Below are 18,882 nucleotides of genomic sequence, written 5' to 3'. Positions count from 1 at the left end.
ACCGCACCGACACCTGTCGATCCGACGCCGCCGACGGACCGGCCGCTCAACGCCGGTTTTCCCGCCCGCCCTTGGGCCCGACCCCGCGATTTGGGCGCGCGCGCACCCATACGCTAAAGTTTCCTCTCGGCCAGCCCGGTACGGGCGGGGCCGGTGAGCAATCCCCTATAGCTCAATTGGCAGAGCAGCCGACTGTTAATCGGCAGGTTACTGGTTCGAGTCCAGTTGGGGGAGCAGAAACCGCAGGTCAGGCCCGATAGTCAGGCTTGACCTGCTTTTCTTTTGGCTGATCACCCAAAAATACCCCAAGTTTCCGCCCCGGACTTTTATCCAGTCGAACGCCATGGCGATCATTTTTCCCGGGGTCGTGCTGACGGTGGCCCTGACTCTGCGGACACGCGACGCTGGACGGTATACCGCCGCAGGCAGGGTTCAGCCAGCCGGTGAGCCCACATCGGAATGGGTGGGGTTGCCCGTATATGACGCCGCCAAACGACGGGTGCCCGGGCTGCGCCGCCAACAGGTCGCCACCCTGGCCGGATTGTCGGTGGACTACTACACCCAGATCGAACGAGGAAAAGTTACCGGAGTCTCCGAACCGGTCTTCGACGCCATGGCCCGCGCCCTGCAACTCGACGAGGCCGAACGCTCGCACCTGTTCGACCTGCACCGCAGCCTCCTCACTCGCCCGCAACGGGCACGCCCACGCCGCGCCAAGACGATCCGGCCCGGGCCCCCCGCGCCCCGGCCCGCGCCGACCGGTGAACATCGTGCGGTTCTGCTTCCTCGACCCGCACGCCCGCGAGTTCTTCCTCGACTGGGACCAGGTAGCCGACGGCGTGGCCGATCTCTTGCGCATCGACGCCGGGCGCGACCTGCGACCGGGGCATCTCCGATCTAGTAGGCGAACTATCTACCCGCAGCGACGAATTCCTGGTTCGGTGGGCCAAGCACAATGTGCGGTTGCACCACAACGGCGTGAAGCGATTCCACCACCCCGTGGTCGGCGACCTCACCCTGGGCCGGGAAGCCATGCCGCTACCCGCCGACCCGGGCCTGGCCGTCACCTTCTACTGCCCTCAACCCGGATCGCCGTCGGCCGACGCGATCGCCCTGCTCGCCGGCTGGGCCGCCACCAACCTGCAAGACCAGTCCACCGCGCTCGAACGACCGGCAACCCACCACATCGGCGAATAGTGCCGGCGGCGTGGTCAGTACGCTCCCTGGCATTCCGCCGGCGCCGAGGCCCGGTACTGATCGAAACGCCGTCGGGTCGTCGCCCCCCGACGAGCGCCGGTCGTCGGGGTGGGACAGGTTCGGGCCGGGGAGTGCGGTGGGGTCGTAGGCCATTGCGCGTACAGCTGGCAAACACCTGTGATCCGCGACGAAAACGACTCCGGGCCGGGTCCTCCGACGTTCCGGGCGGGTTCGGGTGTCGAGGCGCTCGTCCGAGTTCATCCGCACGGTATCGAACCTCATTGTTCCTCTGTACGGGGAAGTGTGGGTCAGCATTCACCGGAGCGGATAGCGACCGTCAGGGCCGGGCCGGTCATGATTTCGAGCGCGGCGGAGCTCCCGGCTCGGGTGCAGCGCTCCGATCTCCGGGACACCTTGACGGTGGCCCCAGCAAATAAATACCGGTCGGTTGCATGAATGTGTTTGAGCTGGCAAGCTACTGGAAAGCAGGCGAGTCAGATCAGCTACCGCCGGCATGCTGTAGGCGAGGGATTGTGAATGAGTGTTGATCGGCTCCCGGGTTCGAGTCCGGTGATACCTGTGCCTTTGCCTGAGCGTGATCAGCTGTCAGGGCAGACAACTCGTTGAAGCGATTCAGCTATCGCTGCCGGCCGATATCGCTGAAGCCGTCGGCCGATCCGATTTCCCACAGCTGACAAACCCGCTGATCGGCGGGCGATCATGTCGCCCATCAGGCGGCCCCTGACTCTCGGTCGGTCGCCGATCCGTCTCAGAACCAACTGACTTACCCAACCCGGCGTGTTCACACCCCCCGGGTTTCTTCTCCCGACCCTGGAAGACCCTCCAGGTCTCTCTGCCGACCCTGAAAAACCGGGATGTGACACGTGGACACCAATAACGGCGCTTCGTCCGACCGCACGCTGGAGTACCTCAAGAAGGTAACGGTCGAATTGCTCACCACCCGGGACGATCTGACCCGGCTGCGCGACAAGCTCGACGAACCGATCGCGATCGTCGGCATGGCGTGCCGTTACCCGGGTGATGTGGAGTCACCCGACCAGCTGTGGGAGCTGGTCCGCTCCGGCGGCGATACCGTCACCGAGTTCCCCCGTGACCGCGGCTGGGATGTGGACGGGCTGTACGACCCCGATCCGGATCGGTTCGGTAAGACCTACACCCGGTCCGGGAGCTTCCTGCGCGGCGTAGGCGATTTCGATGCCGGCTTCTTCGAGATCGGCCCGCGCGAGGCGGCCGCGATGGATCCACAGCAGCGGTTGCTGCTGGAAGCGGCGTGGGAGGCGTTGGAGGACGCCGGGATCGATCCGGTGTCACTGCAGGGCTCCGATACGGGTGTCTACGCCGGTGTCATGTACCAGGACTACGACCACACCGCGCGGGCCGCCGGTCCGGCCGCCGAAGGCTACGGCGGTGTCGGTACTTCCGGCAGCGTGGTGTCCGGGCGGGTCGCCTACACGCTCGGCCTGGAAGGGCCGGCCATCACGGTGGATACCGCGTGTTCGTCCTCGCTGGTGGCGATCCACCTGGCCTGCCAGGCATTACGCCGTGGTGAGACGGCAATGGCGCTGGCCGGCGGCGTGACGGTCATGTCGACACCTCAGCTGTTCATCGAGTTCGCCCGGCAGCGGGGACTGGCGCCGGACGGCCGGTGCAAGGCGTTCTCGGCGGCCGCGGACGGGGCCGGTTGGTCCGAGGGTGTCGGACTGCTGGTGCTGGAACGGTTGTCGGATGCCCGGCGGCTCGGGCACAACGTACTGGCGGTGGTCCGCGGTTCGGCGGTGAACCAGGACGGTGCGTCGAACGGGTTGACCGCACCCAACGGCCCCTCCCAGGAGCGGGTGATCGCCGCGGCGCTGGCGGCGGCCGGGCTGGGACCCGCCGATGTGGACGCGGTGGAAGCGCACGGGACCGGTACGGCGCTGGGCGACCCGATCGAGGCGCAGGCGCTCATCGCGACCTACGGACAGGACCGCCTGGAACCGCTGCGGATCGGGACGCTGAAGTCGAATATCGGGCACAGTCAGGCGGCCGCCGGGGTGGGCGGGGTGATCAAGATGGTGCAGGCGTTGCGGTACGAGCAACTGCCCGAGACGCTGCACGTCGGCGAACTGTCGCCCCATGTGGATTGGTCGGCCGGCACGGTGCGCGTGCTGACCGGGACGGAGCCGTGGCCGGCCGGTGCGCGGGTGCGACGGGCGGGAGTGTCCTCGTTCGGGATCAGCGGCACCAACGCGCACGTGATCGTGGAGGAGGCGCCTGTCGCCGCCGAACCGGTCGCGGACGAGAACGCAGGTCCCGCGGATTCGCCGGCCACCGTGTCCACCGAGGTGACCCCGCTGGTGGTGTCGGCCAAATCCGAACCTGCCCTGCGAGCTCAGGCCGAGCGGCTGCGCCGGTGGTTGTCCGGCCATCCGGACGCCGACCTCCCGAGTGTGGCGTCGGCACTGCTGGAACATCGGACCCGGTTCGCCCGGCGGGCCGCCGTGGTGGGCCGGGACCGGGCCGAATTACTGGCGGGGCTGGCGGATCTGGCCTCGGGCTCGGCGTCGCCGGCGGTGGTGACCGGCTCGGTGGGTTCCGGAAAGACGGCCTTTCTGTTCACCGGACAGGGTGCGCAGCGGGTGGGGATGGGTGCCGGTCTGTACACGGCGTTCCCGGTTTTCGCACAGGCACTGGACGAAGTGTGCGGACAATTCGACCCGCTGCTGGGCGGGTCGCTGCGGGAGGTGATGTTCGCCGATCCGCAGGGCGTGCTGGAGCGGACCGAGTGGACGCAGCCGGCCTTGTTCGCGTTCGAGGTGGCCATGTTCCGCCTCGTCGAGTCCTTCGGTCTCGCGCCGGACCTGGTGGCGGGGCATTCGATCGGGGAACTGGTCGCGGCGTATGTGGCGGGTGTCTGGTCGCTGGCGGACGCCTGTGCGCTGGTGGCGGCCCGGGGCCGGTTGATGGGTGCGCTGCCCGCGGGCGGGGGGATGCTGGCCGCCGCCGTCACCGAGGAGCGTGGGCGCGAGATCGCGGCAGCTTTCGAGGATCGGCTGGCGCTGGCCGCTGTCAACGGTCCCGCCTCGGTGGTGTTGTCCGGTGACGCCGACGCCGTCGAGGAAGTGGAACGCCGGCTTTCCGGCGAAGGTGTGCGGACCTCGCGGTTGCGGGTCAGTCATGCGTTCCATTCGGCTCGGATGGATCCGATGCTGGCCGAGTTCCGCGCTGTCGCCGAGCGATTGACCTATCGGCAGCCGGCGCCGGCGCTGGTGTCGAATGTGTCCGCCGGTATCGCCGGGACGGCGTTGACCGATCCCGGCTACTGGGTCGACCAGGTCCGCGGTTGCGTCCGGTTCGCACCCGGGGTGGACGCGCTGGTGGCTGCCGGGGTGCGGCGGTTCGTCGAGGTGGGCCCGGACGCGGTGCTCGCGGCGATGTCGCGTGAATGCCTGGCCGGGCATCCGGGAGTGGAGGCCGAATCGCTGGTGGCGGCCGCGTCCCGGCGATCGGGCGACGAGGTGAACCAGTTCGTCACTATGCTGACCCAGGCCGGCGCCGCCGGCCTGGAGGTGGACTGGCGCCCCTTGTTCGCCGGCCGGGAGATCGGCCGGGTAGCGCTGCCCACCTATGCGTTCCAGCGGCAGCGGTACTGGCTGGAGCCGCTGCGCCGGGGGGCGGCGCCGGGAACTTCCGATCACCCGATCCTGACCGGTGTGGTTCCGCTGGCGGGCAAGGACGAATGGCTGTTCACCGGCCGGATCTCGGCGGCCGATCAGCCCTGGCTGGCCGATCACAGCGTATTCGGTTCGGTCGTGGTGCCGGGTACCGCGTTCGTGGAGCTGGTACTCACGGCGGGGGCGCGGCTGGACACCGGTTTCGTCGAGGAGCTGCTGCTGGAGAACCCGCTGGTGCTGACCGGCGATGCTCCGGTGGATATCCAGGTGAGTGTGGAACCGGCCGATGAAGCGGGCCGGCGCCGGTTCGCCGTGCACTCCCGCGCGGCCGGGGATGACGATGTCACCGGTGGCGAGTGGAGTACGCACGCCAGTGGTGTGCTGGTCCCCGTTGCCGAGGCCGTCCCGACCTGGGTCGCCGCCGAGACGTCGGGGGACTGGCCGCCCGCCGGGGCGGAGCCGGTCGCCTATGACGCGCTCTACGACCAGCTCGCCGATCTGGGGTTCGGCTACGGCCCGGCGTTCCAGGGAGTACGGGCGATCTGGCGGGACGGCGGGGATCTGCTCACCGAGGTGGCGCTGACCGACGACGCCGGTGCGGGGGCTTCCTACGCCATCCATCCCGCGTTGTTCGATGCCGCGTTCCATGCGGCGATCGCCGAACTCGCGCGGGAGCTGCCGGCGGGCCGGCTGCCACTGCCGTTCTCGTTCGGTGGGGTCCGGTTGTACCGCACCGGGGTGACGGCTGTCCGGGTGCGCGTCATGCTGACCGGATCCGATCGGATCCGGCTCGTCGCGGTCGATGACGCGGGTGCTCCGGTTCTGAGTCTCGACTCGCTGGCTTCCCGTCCCGTGGACGCCGAAGTGTTGCGCGGCGCAGCCGGAGAGCGTCCGTCACTGGCGGAGGTCGAGTGGGTGCCGGTGTCGGCGGGGTCCGGCGATCCGACGGTGCCGGTGGCGGTGCTGGGATCCGTCTCGGTCTCCGGGGCGGGCGGCCGGTTCGCCGACCTGGCCGAGCTGCTGGCCGCGGAGACGGTTCCCGAGGTCGTCGTATGGTCCCCGGTCGGCGGTGATTCCGGTGCCGACGATGTCGTCGCTCGCGCGCACACCGAGGTTGCCGCGACGCTGGAGCTGTTGCGTCGGTGGCAGACCGATGACCGGTTATCGGCTGCTCGGCTGGTGGTGCTGACGCGAGGTGCCGCCGCGATATCCGGCGAATCGCCGGATCCGGCCGGTGCGGCTGTGGCCGGTTTACTGCGCAGCGCGCAGTTCGAGTACCCGGGCCGGTTCGTGCTGCTCGACGTGGCGCCGGGCGCGGACCTGGATGAGGAAACGGTCGCCGCCGCGGCGGATTCGGAAGAACCGGAGCTGGCGATCCGCGACGGTGTGCGGTACGTGCCCCGCCTGCGACGCCGGTCCGGCCGGTCCGGATCCGCGGCACCGGACTTCGGCACGGGCTCGGTGTTGATCACCGGCGGCACCGGTGGGCTCGGTGCCGAGGTGGCCCGGCATCTCGTGGCGGCGCACGGAGTGCGTCGCCTGGTTCTGGTCTCGCGCCGTGGCGACCGCGCCCCCGGGGCGCCCGAGCTGGTCGGTGAGCTGGCCGCGGCGGGTGCACAGGTGCGGGTGGCCGCATGCGATGTCGGTGATCGCACCGCGCTGGCCGCGCTGCTGGCGGATCTCCCCGGCGAATTCGCCCCGAGCGCGGTGATCCATTCGGCCGGCGTTCTCGACGACGGCACCGTCGAAACCCTGACCGACGAACAGCTGCATCGGGTACTGGCGGCGAAAGCGGATGCCGCGTGGAACCTGCACGCCGCCACCCGTGACCGGGAGCTGGCCGCCTTCGTGTTGTTCTCCTCGCTCGCGGGTGTCGCGGGATCACCGGGGCAGGGCAATTACGCCGCGGCGAACGCCTTCCTGGACGCGCTGGCAGCCCAGCGGCACACGGCGGGCCTGCCCGCGGTGTCGATCGCGTGGGGTTCCTGGAACCAGGGCAGCGGTATGACCACTGCGCTGGACGACACCGCGATGGCGCGAATGGCGCGGATGGGGATACGCCCGCTCGCCACCGCCGACGGTCTGGCCCTGTTCGATCAGGTGACCGCCGCGGCCGCGCCGACGGTCGTCGCCACCGATTTCGACACCGAGGCACTTGCGGCGCGGGCCCGCGAGGGCTCGCTTCCCCGGGTACTGCACGCGATGGTGACCGTGCCGGTGCGGCGGGCGGCCGATACCACCGGCTCACTGGCTCGCCGGTTGGCGGCTGCCGAGCCGGCCGAGCACGAGGCCATTGTTCTCGCGGTGGTGTGCGCGGAGGCGGCCGGCGTGCTCGGGCACATCTCCGCCGCCGCGATCGATCCCGGCGCGCCGTTCAGTGAACTGGGTTTCGATTCGCTGGCCGGCGTCGAGTTCCGAAACCGGCTGGGCAAGGCGACCGGTGTGCAACTGCCGTCCACGCTGGTGTTCGACCATCCCACCGCCACGGCGGTGGCCGCATTCGTGCTGTCCCGGGTCGGCGAGCTCGGGTCGGCCCGACCGGTGAGCCGGGTGGTCCGCCGGGTCCGGACCGATGAACCGATCGCGATCGTCGGTATGGGCTGCCGCTATCCGGGGGGTGTCGAATCGCCCGCCCAGCTCTGGGATCTGGTGACCGCCGGAACCGACGCGATCACCGACTTCCCCACGGACCGGGGCTGGGATCTGGACCGGCTGTTCCATCCGGACCCCGACAACCCGGGGACCTCGTATCTGCGCTACGGCGGATTCCTCACCGATGCGGGCCATTTCGATGCGGGATTCTTCGGCATCGGCCCCCGGGAGGCGGCGGCGATGGATCCGCAGCAGCGGCTGCTGCTGGAGGCGTCGTGGGAGGCGCTCGAACACGCGGGAATCGACCCGGCGTCGTTGCGGGGCAGCGATATGGGTGTGTTCACCGGCGTCTCGTACCTGGACTACGAGGAGATCGCCAAAGCCTCCGGCGCCGGTGTCGAGGGGTACATCGGCACCGGTTCGGCGAGCAGTGTCGCCTCCGGTCGGGTGGCGTATTCCCTGGGTCTGGAGGGGCCGGCGATCACCGTGGACACCGCGTGTTCGTCCTCGCTGGTGGCCATTCATCTGGCCGCTCAGGCGTTGCGTCAGGGCGAATGCTCGATGGCGCTGGCCAGCGGCGCCGCGGTGATGTCGACACCGTTCCTGTTCACCGAGTTCTCGCGCCAGCGGGGTCTGGCGCCGGACGGCCGGTGTAAGGCGTTCTCGGCGGCGGCGGATGGGGTGGGCTGGTCCGAGGGTGTGGGTGTGCTGGTGCTGGAGCGGTTGTCGGATGCGCGGCGGCTGGGTCATGAGGTGCTGGCGGTGGTGCGGGGCAGCGCCGTCAATCAGGATGGTGCGAGCAACGGTTTGACCGCGCCGAACGGTCCGTCGCAGGAGCGGGTGATCGCGGCGGCGTTGGCGTCGGCGGGGTTGTCGGCGGTGGATGTGGATGCGGTGGAGGCGCACGGTACGGGTACGCCGTTGGGTGATCCGATCGAGGCGCAGGCGTTGATCGCGGCGTATGGGCAGGATCGGGCCGAACCCCTGTGGGTCGGCTCGCTGAAATCGAATATCGGGCACAGTCAAGCGGCCGCCGGGGTGGCCGGGGTGATCAAGGTGGTGCAGGCGCTACGCCACGCGGTGCTGCCCAGGACGTTGCACGCGGACGCGCCGTCGCCGCATGTGGATTGGTCGGCCGGTGCGGTGCGGTTGCTCACCGAGGATCGGTCGTGGCCGGGTTCGGCGGACCGGGTGCGCCGGGCCGGGGTCTCGTCGTTCGGGATCAGCGGTACCAACGCACACGTCATCATCGAGGAAGCACCGGCCGGACCGGTGGGCTCGGTGCCCGTAGCCGACGGCCGCGGTCCGGCGGCGGGAGTCGTGCCGCTGCTGCTGTCGGCCAAGTCGGCGCCGGGGCTGCGCGCCCAGGCGGCGCGGTTGCGCGACTGGCTGCTCGCGCACCCGGAAGCGGAACTACCGGATATCGCGCACGCGCTGCTGACAACTCGCTCCCGGCTGAACCGGCGCGGAGTGGTCGTCGCCGGGGACCGGGAATCGGCACTGGCGCGGCTGGCGGATATGGCCACCGGTTCGACCGGCGTGGGCGTCGTCGACGGCACACCCGTCGACGGCAAGATCGCCTTCCTGTTCACCGGTCAGGGCGCCCAGCGACCGGGCATGGGCGCCGGACTGTATTCGACCTTCCCGGTCTTCGCCGCCGCCTTCGACGAGATCTGCGCCGAATTCGATCGACAGCTCGGCAGCGATACCGGCCTGAAGGAGATCGTCTTCGGTTCGGCCGAGCCGGACTCGATCCATCGGACCGAGTACACCCAGCCGGCGCTGTTCGCCTACGAGGTGGCGCTGTTCCGGCTGGTGGAGTCGTTCGGCATCGGTCCGGATGTGCTGATCGGGCATTCGATCGGTGAACTGGTCGCCGCCTATGTGGCCGGGATGTGGTCGACCGCTGACGCGTGTGCGCTGGTGGCGGCGCGCGGCCGGCTGATGGGTGCGTTGCCGCCGGGCGGCGCGATGCTGGCGGCGGCGCTCGGGTCGCCGCGCGCGGACGAGATCATCGCCCCCTTCGGCGGGCGGGTGTCGATCGCCGCCGTCAACAGTCCGTCGGCGGTCGTGTTCTCCGGTACCGAGGAAGCTGTCGACCGGCTGGAGGAGCTGCTCTCCGCCGAGGATGTGCGGGTGTCCCGGCTGCGGGTGAGCCACGCCTTCCACTCCGGGTTGATGGAGCCGATGCTCCCCGAGTTCGAGAGTGTGGCGGCCGGGGTGAACTACCGTCGTCCGCTGCTTCCGGTGGTGTCCACCGTGTTCGGGGTCGTCGGCGGTGAAGCATTCGCCGATCCGATGTATTGGGTCGGTCATGTCCGGGATACCGTGCGGTTCGCCCTCGGCGTCGACCATCTGGTGGACAGCGGGGTGACGCGGTTCCTGGAAATCGGACCGGATGCCGTACTCAGCGCGATGACCGGGCAGTGCCTGCCCGCGGACCTGGAATCGAAGGCTCTGGTGGCGGCCGCCGGCCGGCGCGGCGCCGACGAGGTGACGCAGTTCCTGGCGTTCCTCGGCCGGGCGCACAGCGCGGGTATCGAGGTCGATTGGGCGTCCCTGTTCGCCGGCCACTCACCGGCGCGAGTCGAGCTGCCGACCTATGCCTTTCAGCGGCAGCGCTACTGGCTGCCCGCGGGCCGCCCGGCCGCTGCGAGCGGATTCGGCCATCCGATCCTGACCGAGGCTGTGCCGGTGGCCGGCAGGGATGAGTGGCTGTTCACCGGAAAGCTGTCCGATCCGGGCCAGCCCTGGGTCGCCGAGCATCTGGTGTTCGGTACGCCGGTGGTGCCGGCGACCACCTATCTGGAATTGGCATCCGCGGTCGGGGCGCGCCTGGGCGCCGGGGTGATCGAGGAATTGCTGCTCGATATTCCGCTGGTGCTCACCGAGAACCCGGTGGATATCCAGGTCGCGGTGGCGGAGGCCGGGCCGGACGGCCGCCGCCACTTCACCGTCTACTCCCGGCCGGAGCGGACCGAGGACGCCGAAGCCTGGGTCGCGCACGCCGGTGGTGTGCTGGCCGAAGCCGACGCGACACCCGATACCGGCACCGGATGGGCCGCGGCGTGGCCGCCGGAGGATGCCGAGCAGCTCGATGTGGCGGACCTGTATCACCGGATCTCCGGCCTGGGTATGGAATACGGACCGGTATTCCGCGGGGTACGCGCGGCCTGGCGTCGTGGGCAGGAGATGTTCGCCGAGATCTCGCTCGACGACGCGGTGATCCCCCAGCCGGGCGGCTTCGGTATCCACCCGGCGCTGTTCGACGCCTGCCTGCACCCGGCGCTCGACTTCGTCATGGACGACGTTCCCGCCGACCGGGTTCCGCTGCCGGTGCGTTGTGCGGGCGTGCGGTTGGCCCGGACCGGTTCCGGGCCGCTGCGGTTGCGGATCGACTGGCACGGTGGCTACGGGATCCGGATGGAAGCGGTCGGCGAAGCCGGCGAACCGGTGCTGAGTGTCGACTCGGTCGTGGTTCATCCGGTCGAGCGGCGCACGGTGGAGCGGGTCCGCTCGGCGGGCGCATTGCCGCTGTACGGCCTGGACTGGTTGCCGGTCCCGGTCTTGACCGAGGTGCCCGAGGTGTCGGTAGCCGTGCTCGGCGGGGCCGATATTGCCGGAGCCGAGCACCGATTCACCGATATCGGTGCGGCCGCCGAGGCGGCGCGGGGGCCGGCGGCACCCGATGCGGTCGTGTGGTTCGCCGAGACGGTGCCCGATGCCGTCGAGACGGTGTCTGATGCCTCCGCGACGGTGGCCGACGCCGCCCAGGCAGTGGCCGATATCGCCGAGACGATGCCCGGCCGGGCCCGGCGCGGCGTCCGGGAGACGCTCGGCCTGATGCGATCCTGGCTCGCGGAGAGCGGGGCGGCCCGGACCCGGCTGGTGGTGGTGACGCACCGGGCGATGGGGCCGGCCGGGGAATCACCAGACCCGGCGGCGGCGGCGATCGCCGGACTGGTGCGCAGTGCGCAGGCCGAACATCCCGGCCGGATCGTCCTGCTCGACCTGGACGGCGAGCTCGACCGGCGAATTGTCTCGGCGGCCCTCGCCGCGAACGAGCCGCTGCTGGCGGTACGCGACGGTGCCCTCACGGTGCCGCGCGTGAGTCGCCGTTCCGCCGCGACCGAGTCCGCGCCGATGTCTTTCGGCACGGGCACGGTGCTGGTCACCGGCGGTACCACCGGTCTGGGCGCACTGGTGGCGCGGCATCTGGTCGCGGCATACGGAGTACGCCGGCTGCTGCTGGTTTCCCGCCGGGGTCGCGACGCCGAAGGGCTACCGGAGCTGGTCGCCGAGGTGTCCGCGCTGGGGGCCGCGGTCGAGGTGGCCGCCTGTGACGTGGCGGATCGAGATGCCCTGGCACAGTTGCTGGCCCAGCTTCCTCCCGAGTTCCCGTTGTCGGGAATCGTGCACGCGGCCGGGGTCGTGGACGACGCGACTGTCGAGAGCCTGACGAACGAGCAGATCGATCGGGTGTTCCGGCCCAAGGTCGACGGGCTGTGGTCGCTGCATGAGGTGGCCGGGTCTGCCGCGGTTTCGGCGTTCGTCGTCTTCTCGTCCATGGCCGGGGTGGCGGGGTCGCCGGGCCAGGGCAACTACGCGGCCGCGAACGCCTTCGCGGATGCGATGGTGGTGCTGCGGACCACGGCCGGCCTACCGGCCGTATCGATTGCCTGGGGTCCGTGGAACGCGGGTACCGGGATGACCGGCGAACTGGGTGCGCCCGGCTTGGCGCGACTGCGCCGGATGGGTCTACGGCCGCTGGAGAACACGGCCGGACTGAAGTTGTTCGACGCCGCTGTCGCCGGGCCGAACGCCCTGGCGGTGGCCGCCGATTTCGATATCGCCGGACTGACCGAACTCGCTCGGGCGGGTTCGCTGCCGAACGTGCTGAGCACGCTGGTCGCCGCGCCCGGGACCCCTGCGAACGCGGCGCCGCTCGGGCGCCTGGCCACCGTCGCGGCCGCTGAGCGGGACGAGGTCGCGCTGTCGGTGGTGCGCGAGACCGCGGCCGCGGCGCTGGGCCACGGCTCGGCCGAGGCGATCGAGCCGGATATGCCGTTCACCGATCTGGGATTCGACTCCCTGGCCGGGGTCGAATTCCGCAACCGGCTCGCCAAGGCCACCGGTTTGCCGCTGCCCGCCACCCTGGTCTTCGACCATCCGACCGCGCGGGCGGTGGCGGTGTTGCTGGTATCGCTGATCGCTGACGCGCCCAGTGCGCGGAAGCCGGCGCCCAGGGCATTGCGCCAGGGCCGCACCGATGAGCCCATCGCCATCGTCGGAATCGGTTGCCGTTATCCCGGCGGCGTTTCCTCCGCGGCACAGCTGTGGGACCTGGTGGCCGCCGGCGCCGACGCGATCACCGGTTTCCCCACCGACCGGGGCTGGGATCTGGACCGGCTGTACAACCCGGACCCGGATGTCCCCGGCACCACCTACGTGCGTGAGGGCGGTTTCCTCGCCGACCCCGGTGGTTTCGACCCCGGCTTCTTCGGGATCAGCCCGCGTGAGGCGACGGCGATGGACCCGCAGCAGCGGCTGATGCTGGAAGCCGCCTGGGAGGGGCTGGAAGACGCGGGTATCGATCCGGTATCGCTGCGGAACAGCGATACCGGTGTATACGTCGGCGCCACACCTTCCGGCTACGGCGAGCGGGTCGTGGGGGAGAACGAAGGGTTCCGGATGACCGGGAACTCCGAGAGCGTGATCTCCGGGCGCGTCGCTTATGTTCTCGGGCTGCAGGGTCCGGCGATGACCGTGGACACCGCCTGCTCGTCGTCGCTGGTCGCCTTGCACTTGGCGTGCCAGGCGCTGCGCAACGGTGAGACGTCGCTGGTGCTGTCGGCCGGCGTCAGTATCTCCGGCAGCCCCGAGTTCTTCGTGGACTTCGCCCGGCAGCGGGGTCTGGCGCCGGATGGCCGGTGTAAGGCGTTTTCGGCGGCCGCGGATGGGGTGGGCTGGTCCGAGGGTGTGGGTGTGCTGGTGCTGGAGCGGTTGTCGGACGCGCGGCGGCTGGGGCACGAGGTGCTGGCGGTGGTGCGGGGTTCGGCGGTGAATCAGGATGGTGCGTCGAACGGTTTGACCGCGCCGAATGGTCCGTCGCAGGAGCGGGTGATCGCGGCGGCGTTGGCGTCGGCGGGGTTGTCGGCGGTGGATGTGGATGCGGTGGAGGCGCACGGTACGGGTACGCCGTTGGGTGATCCGATCGAGGCGCAGGCGTTGATCGCGGCGTATGGGCAGGATCGGGCCGAACCGCTCCGGATCGGGTCGCTGAAATCGAATATCGGGCACTCGGTGGCGGCCTCCGGAGTGGCGGGCGTGATCAAGATGGTGCAGGCCTTGCGCCACGGCATGCTGCCGAAGACCCTGCACGTGGACGAGCTCTCGCCGCAGGTGGATTGGTCGGCCGGTGCGGTGCGGGTGCTGACCGAGTCCGAGCCGTGGCCCGCCGAGGACGGGCGCAAGCGCCGGGCCGGCGTTTCGTCGTTCGGTATCAGCGGCACCAACGCACACGTGGTGCTCGAGGAAGCACCCGCCGAGTCTCCGACGGCACCCGGGCGGACCCGGCGCGATGAAACGGACGCGGCCGTTCGGGTGGCGGCGGTACCGCTGCTGGTATCGGCGAAATCCGAGGCTGGTCTACGCGCGCAGGCCGATCGATTGCGGCAGTGGCTGGCCGATGCCCCGGAGACCGATGATCTGTGGCGGGTGGCCTTCTCGCTGGTCGAAAGCCGAGCGCAGCTGGACTGGCGCGGCGCGGTGATCGGGCACGGCCGCGACGAGCTGCTGAAGGGCCTCGGGGAGTTGGCATCGGGCGCGTCGGCCGGGCGGGTGACACCCGGGAAGGCACGAACGGGTCGCACCGCGTTCCTCTTCACCGGCCAGGGCGCGCAGCGGGCCGGAATGGGTGCGGGGCTATACCGCGACTTCCCGGTTTTCGCCGCCGCACTGGACGAAGTGTGTGACCGGTTCGATCCGCTGCTCGGGCGGTCGCTCCGGGAGCTGATGTTCGACGCGGACCGGGCGGATCTGCTGGGCCGCACCGAGTTCACCCAGCCCGCGTTGTTCGCCTTCGAGGTCGCGATGTTCCGGCTGGTGGAATCGTTCGGGATCGTCCCCGACGTGCTGGCCGGGCATTCCATCGGCGAGCTCGCGGCCGCGCAGGTGGCCGGGGTGTGGTCGCTGGCGGACGCCTGCGAGCTGGTGGCCGCACGCGGCCGGCTGATGGGTGCGCTACCGGAGGGCGGGGCGATGCTCGCGGCGGCGACCACCGAGGAAAGCGCCGAGCGGTTGCTGGACGACTACCGGGACGATCTGTCGATCGCCGCGGTGAACGGCCCGCTCTCGGTGGTGTTCTCCGGAACCGCCGACGCGGTCGACGCGGTCGCGAAGCTGTTGGACGAGGCGGGGACCAGAACCTCGCGACTGCGGGTGAGCCACGCGTTCCACTCGGGTCTGATGGACCCGATGCTGGCGGAATTCCGCTCTGTCGCGCAATCTCTGGCGTATCACGCGCCCTCGACCCCGATCGTTTCCACCCTCTCGGGAACCGTCGCGGGTAGCGAGCTCACCGACCCGGAGTACTGGGTGGACCAGGTGCGTGGATGTGTCCGCTTCGCCGCCGGGGTGGAAACGCTGGCCGCTGCCGGAGTCCGGCGTTTCCTGGAAATCGGGCCGGACGCGGTGCTCACCGCGGCGACCCGCGAATGCCTGACCGGTGCCGAGACCGAAGCCGAGTCGCTGGTGGCGGCCACCGCCCGGCGCACGGTCGATGAGGGCACGCAGTTCGTGACATTCCTGGCGCAGGCGCGGGTATCGGGCGTGCCGGTAGTGCTGGATCCGCTGTTCGCGGGCCGGGACACCCGTCGGATCGCGTTGCCGACCTATGCCTTCCAGAATCAGCGGTACTGGCTGGAGCCGGGACCGAAAGCCGCCCGGCCGGTTTCGGGTCATCTGCTCACCGAGGTCGTGCCGGTGGTCGGACGGGACGAATGGCTGTTCACCGGCCGCTTCTCCACCCGCACCCACCCGTGGCTGGCGGACCACGTGGTATTCGGGTCGGCGCTGATCCCGGGCACGGGTTTCGTGGAGATGGCGCTGCACGCCGGGAGCCATCTGGGCATGGACACGATTCAGGAACTGGTGCTCGAGTCACCGATGCTGTTCGACGACGACACCCCGCTCGACGCGCAGGTCGTCGTCGAGGCGGCCGACACCACCGGCCGGCGGCGGTTCGTGATCCATTCCCGTCCCGTCGGGGCTTCCGACGAGGCCGACTGGATCACCCACGCGATCGGCACGCTGGCCCCCGCCGGCTCGGTCCCGGATGACAAGCTGTGGGACGGACAGGTGCCCGCGGGTGAGGTGCGGTCGCTGAACCCCGGGCAGTTGTACGAACAACTGGCAGCTATCGGCTTCGGTTACGGGCCTGCTTTCCGAGGTGTGCGCACGGCATGGAGTGCCGGCGACGTGATGTACGCCGAGGTGGCGCTTCCCGACAGCGCCGCGGCTCGGGAGTACCGGATCCATCCGGCGCTGCTGGACGCGAGTATCCACCCGTCGCTGGACCGGCTCGACGATCCGGGCCGGGTTCCGCTGCCCTTCTCCTACACCGGGATCCGGCTGTACCGGGCGGGTGCCGATGTCGTTCGCGTCCGGATCAGCGTCACCGATCAGACCAATACCGCCCGGCTCGACCTCACCGACACCGACGGCGCACCCGTGCTGACCATCGCCGCCGCGCTGGCCCGCCCGGTCGATATCGAGACGCTGAACCGTTCCCGGGCCACCTCCAGCCCGCTCTACACCCGCAGCTGGAAGACGGTGCCGCTCCCGGCCGCCGGGCCGGGAACCGCGGTGGCAGTGCTCGGCTCGGCGCCGGTGCCGGGATCGGTGAGTACCCACCAGGATCTGACCGCGCTGGCCGCCGGCCCGGCGGTACCAGGATTGGTGGTCTGGGATTCCGGCGAGGAGACGGCCGCCGGTGATCTGGCCCAGGCCGCGCGGCTCCGCGTCAGCGCCACCCTGACGCTGGTACGCGACTGGCTGGCCGACGAACGCACCGAGCGCGCAATCCTGGTGGTCCTCACCCGCTGCGCCGCCGGCCTGCCCGGCGAGCCCGGCGACCCGGCGAGTGCGGCGGTCGCCGGTCTTATCGACTCCGCGCAGGCGGAATACCCGGGCCGCATCGTCCAGCTCGACCTCGACGAGCGGACCGCGCCGAGCGCGGATCTGATTCGCGCGGTCGCCGGGGCCGGTGAGCCCCGGGTCGCCGTCCGCGAATCCGCGGCGCTGGTGCCCCGGGTGGTCAAGGCGGTGGCGGACACCGAACCGGTGTCGTTCGGCACCGGGACGGTCCTTGTCACCGGTGGCACCGGTGGCCTGGGGGCGTTGCTGGCCCGGCACCTGGTGGCCGAGCACGGTGTGCGGCGGCTGCTGCTGGTGTCCCGGCGCGGGCCCGCCGCCGACGGTGCGGAAGAACTGGCCGCCGACCTCACCGAGGCCGGTGCCCAGGTGCGGATCGTCGCCTGCGATGCGGCCGATCGCGCGGCATTGGGCGACCTGCTGCGCACGGTGCCGGCCGAGTATCCGCTGACCGCGGTGGTGCACACCGCGGGTGTGATCGACGACGGCACCATCGAAACCTTGACCGCCGACCAGGTGCATCGGGTCATGCGGCCGAAAACCGATGCCGCGGTGAACCTGCACGAACTCACCCGGGATGCGGAGCTGTCGGCCTTCGTCCTGTTCTCCTCGGCCGCGCCGCTGCTCGGCGGCCAGGGGCAGGGCAACTACGCGGCGGCGAATGCCTTCCTCGACGCGCTCGCCCATCAGCGTCGCGAATCCGGCCGGCCCGCGCATTCGCTGGCCTGGGGACTGTGGACCGTCGGCATGGGCAGCGCGCTCGGTGGCGAAGGCGCCGAGCAGATAGTTCGCCAGATCCGCACCCGGCTCGGCTTGGTGCCGATCACCGCCGAACCGGGCATGGAGCTGTTCGACAAGGCACTCGGCACCGGCCATGCCCTGGTGCTGACCGCACTGCTGGACATGTCCGCGCTCAGCGAGCTCGCCGGCACCGGCGCATTGCCCAGCCTGTTCCGCGATATCGTTCGCGCTCCGGTGGCGGCGCTGTCGGCCGAGGACACGGGATCGCTGGCCCGGCGGCTGGCGGCCGTTGCCGAGTCCGAACGTTACGACCTGGTGCTGCACGAGGTCCGGGCGCTGGCGGCCACCGTGCTGGGCCACGCTTCGGCCGACGAGGTGGACCCGGACGCGTTGTTCACCGAACTCGGGTTCGACTCACTGGGCGGTGTGGAATTCCGCAACCGGCTCGCCACGATCACCGGACTGACCCTGGCGTCCACGCTGGTGTTCGAATATCCGACCCCGGCCGCCGTGGCCGAGACGCTGACCGAGCAGATCGGTGGTCTCGTCGGCGTCGAGGGCGGAGCGGCGCCGGTGGCATCGGGTCCGAGTGGGCCCGGGATTCTCACCGGGCTGGTCACCGAGGCGCTCCGGCGTGGTGACGCGAAGGTCGCCCTGCCGGTGCTGATGCAGACCGGCCGGCTGATCGTCGATCTGGACGAATCGGCCGATCGGCTGGTCGCCCCGAAACCGATGTTGCTGGCGCGCGCCGGGGCCGGGCTGAAGCTGATCTGTGTCCCGTCGTTCGTGGTCGGCAACGGTCCGCACCAGTTCGGCCGGTTGGCCCGGGAGCTCGGTGCCGAGTTCGGGATGACCGCGCTCTGGCTACCCGGTACGCGACCGGGCGAGTCGTTGCCGCCGCACTGGGATGCCCTGCTGGACTGTCTCGCCCATACCACCCTGGACACGGTCGGTCCGGATCCGTTCGTGCTGGTCGGCTACTCGATCGGTGGGGCGATCGCCCACGGGCTCGCCGGCCGGCTCGCCGAACGCGGGCGGGCGCCCAGGGGCGTCGCCATGATCGACACCTATTCGCCCGACAGCGAAGAGGACAACCTCGAGGTGTTCGGCAGTGCACTGGAAGTGGCCTTCAGCCACGAACTGGTGACGGTCGACGATCGTGGCCTGGTGGTGATGGCGCACTACGGCCAGGTCTACGGCGGCCGTGCGGCAGAGCCGATTTCCGAACCCACGCTGCTGCTGCGGGCCACCACTCCGATGCCGGGACTGTCGGATATGGCGGTACCGGTGCCGGACTGGCAGCACGCCGGTCCGACGGTGCGGATCACCGCCGACCATCTGTCCGTGCTCGACGGGGCCGCGGCCGAGGTGGCGACACATATCCGGGAATGGATCAGCGCGGTGACCGGCGCCGACCCGCAGCGGCCGGCGGTGGATCCGGGTCGCGATGTCGATCCGGGATGACCGGCGTGGCCGGCCGCAGCCCCTGGTGGGGCGGTGGTGACGTGGCTGCCGGCGAACACGA

1 protein-coding gene, 1 tRNA gene and 2 pseudogenes are annotated in these 18,882 nt (G+C 70.4%); all 4 read left to right on the top strand.

What is annotated here, in order from left to right; all coding sequences use genetic code 11:
• The first annotated feature begins 161 nt into the window (after positions 1–161).
• The 4 genes and pseudogenes from AB0F41_RS07845 (at position 162) to AB0F41_RS07830 (ending at position 18,821) form a co-directional block, all read left to right on the top strand.
• A tRNA-Asn gene (locus AB0F41_RS07845) sits at positions 162–234 on the top strand.
• A 109-nt stretch (positions 235–343) separates the two neighbouring features.
• Positions 344–598: pseudogene (locus AB0F41_RS07840) on the top strand (helix-turn-helix transcriptional regulator); the annotation flags it as partial.
• A pseudogene (locus AB0F41_RS07835) lies at positions 480–1,197 on the top strand (hypothetical protein). The pseudogenes AB0F41_RS07840 and AB0F41_RS07835, both read left to right, overlap by 119 nt.
• A gap of 884 nt (positions 1,198–2,081) precedes the next feature.
• Positions 2,082–18,821 (top strand): type I polyketide synthase, encoded by a 16,740-nt coding sequence (locus AB0F41_RS07830; protein WP_357422007.1) that lies wholly within the window; start codon positions 2,082–2,084, stop codon positions 18,819–18,821.
• The last annotated feature ends 61 nt before the right edge of the window (positions 18,822–18,882 follow it).

Origin of the sequence: Nocardia sp. NPDC024068, from assembly GCF_040638875.1 — a bacterium.
Taxonomy (GTDB): domain Bacteria; phylum Actinomycetota; class Actinomycetes; order Mycobacteriales; family Mycobacteriaceae; genus Nocardia.
Note: the sequence above shows the minus strand (reverse complement) of the source record. Positions and strands in the feature narration are given on the sequence as shown.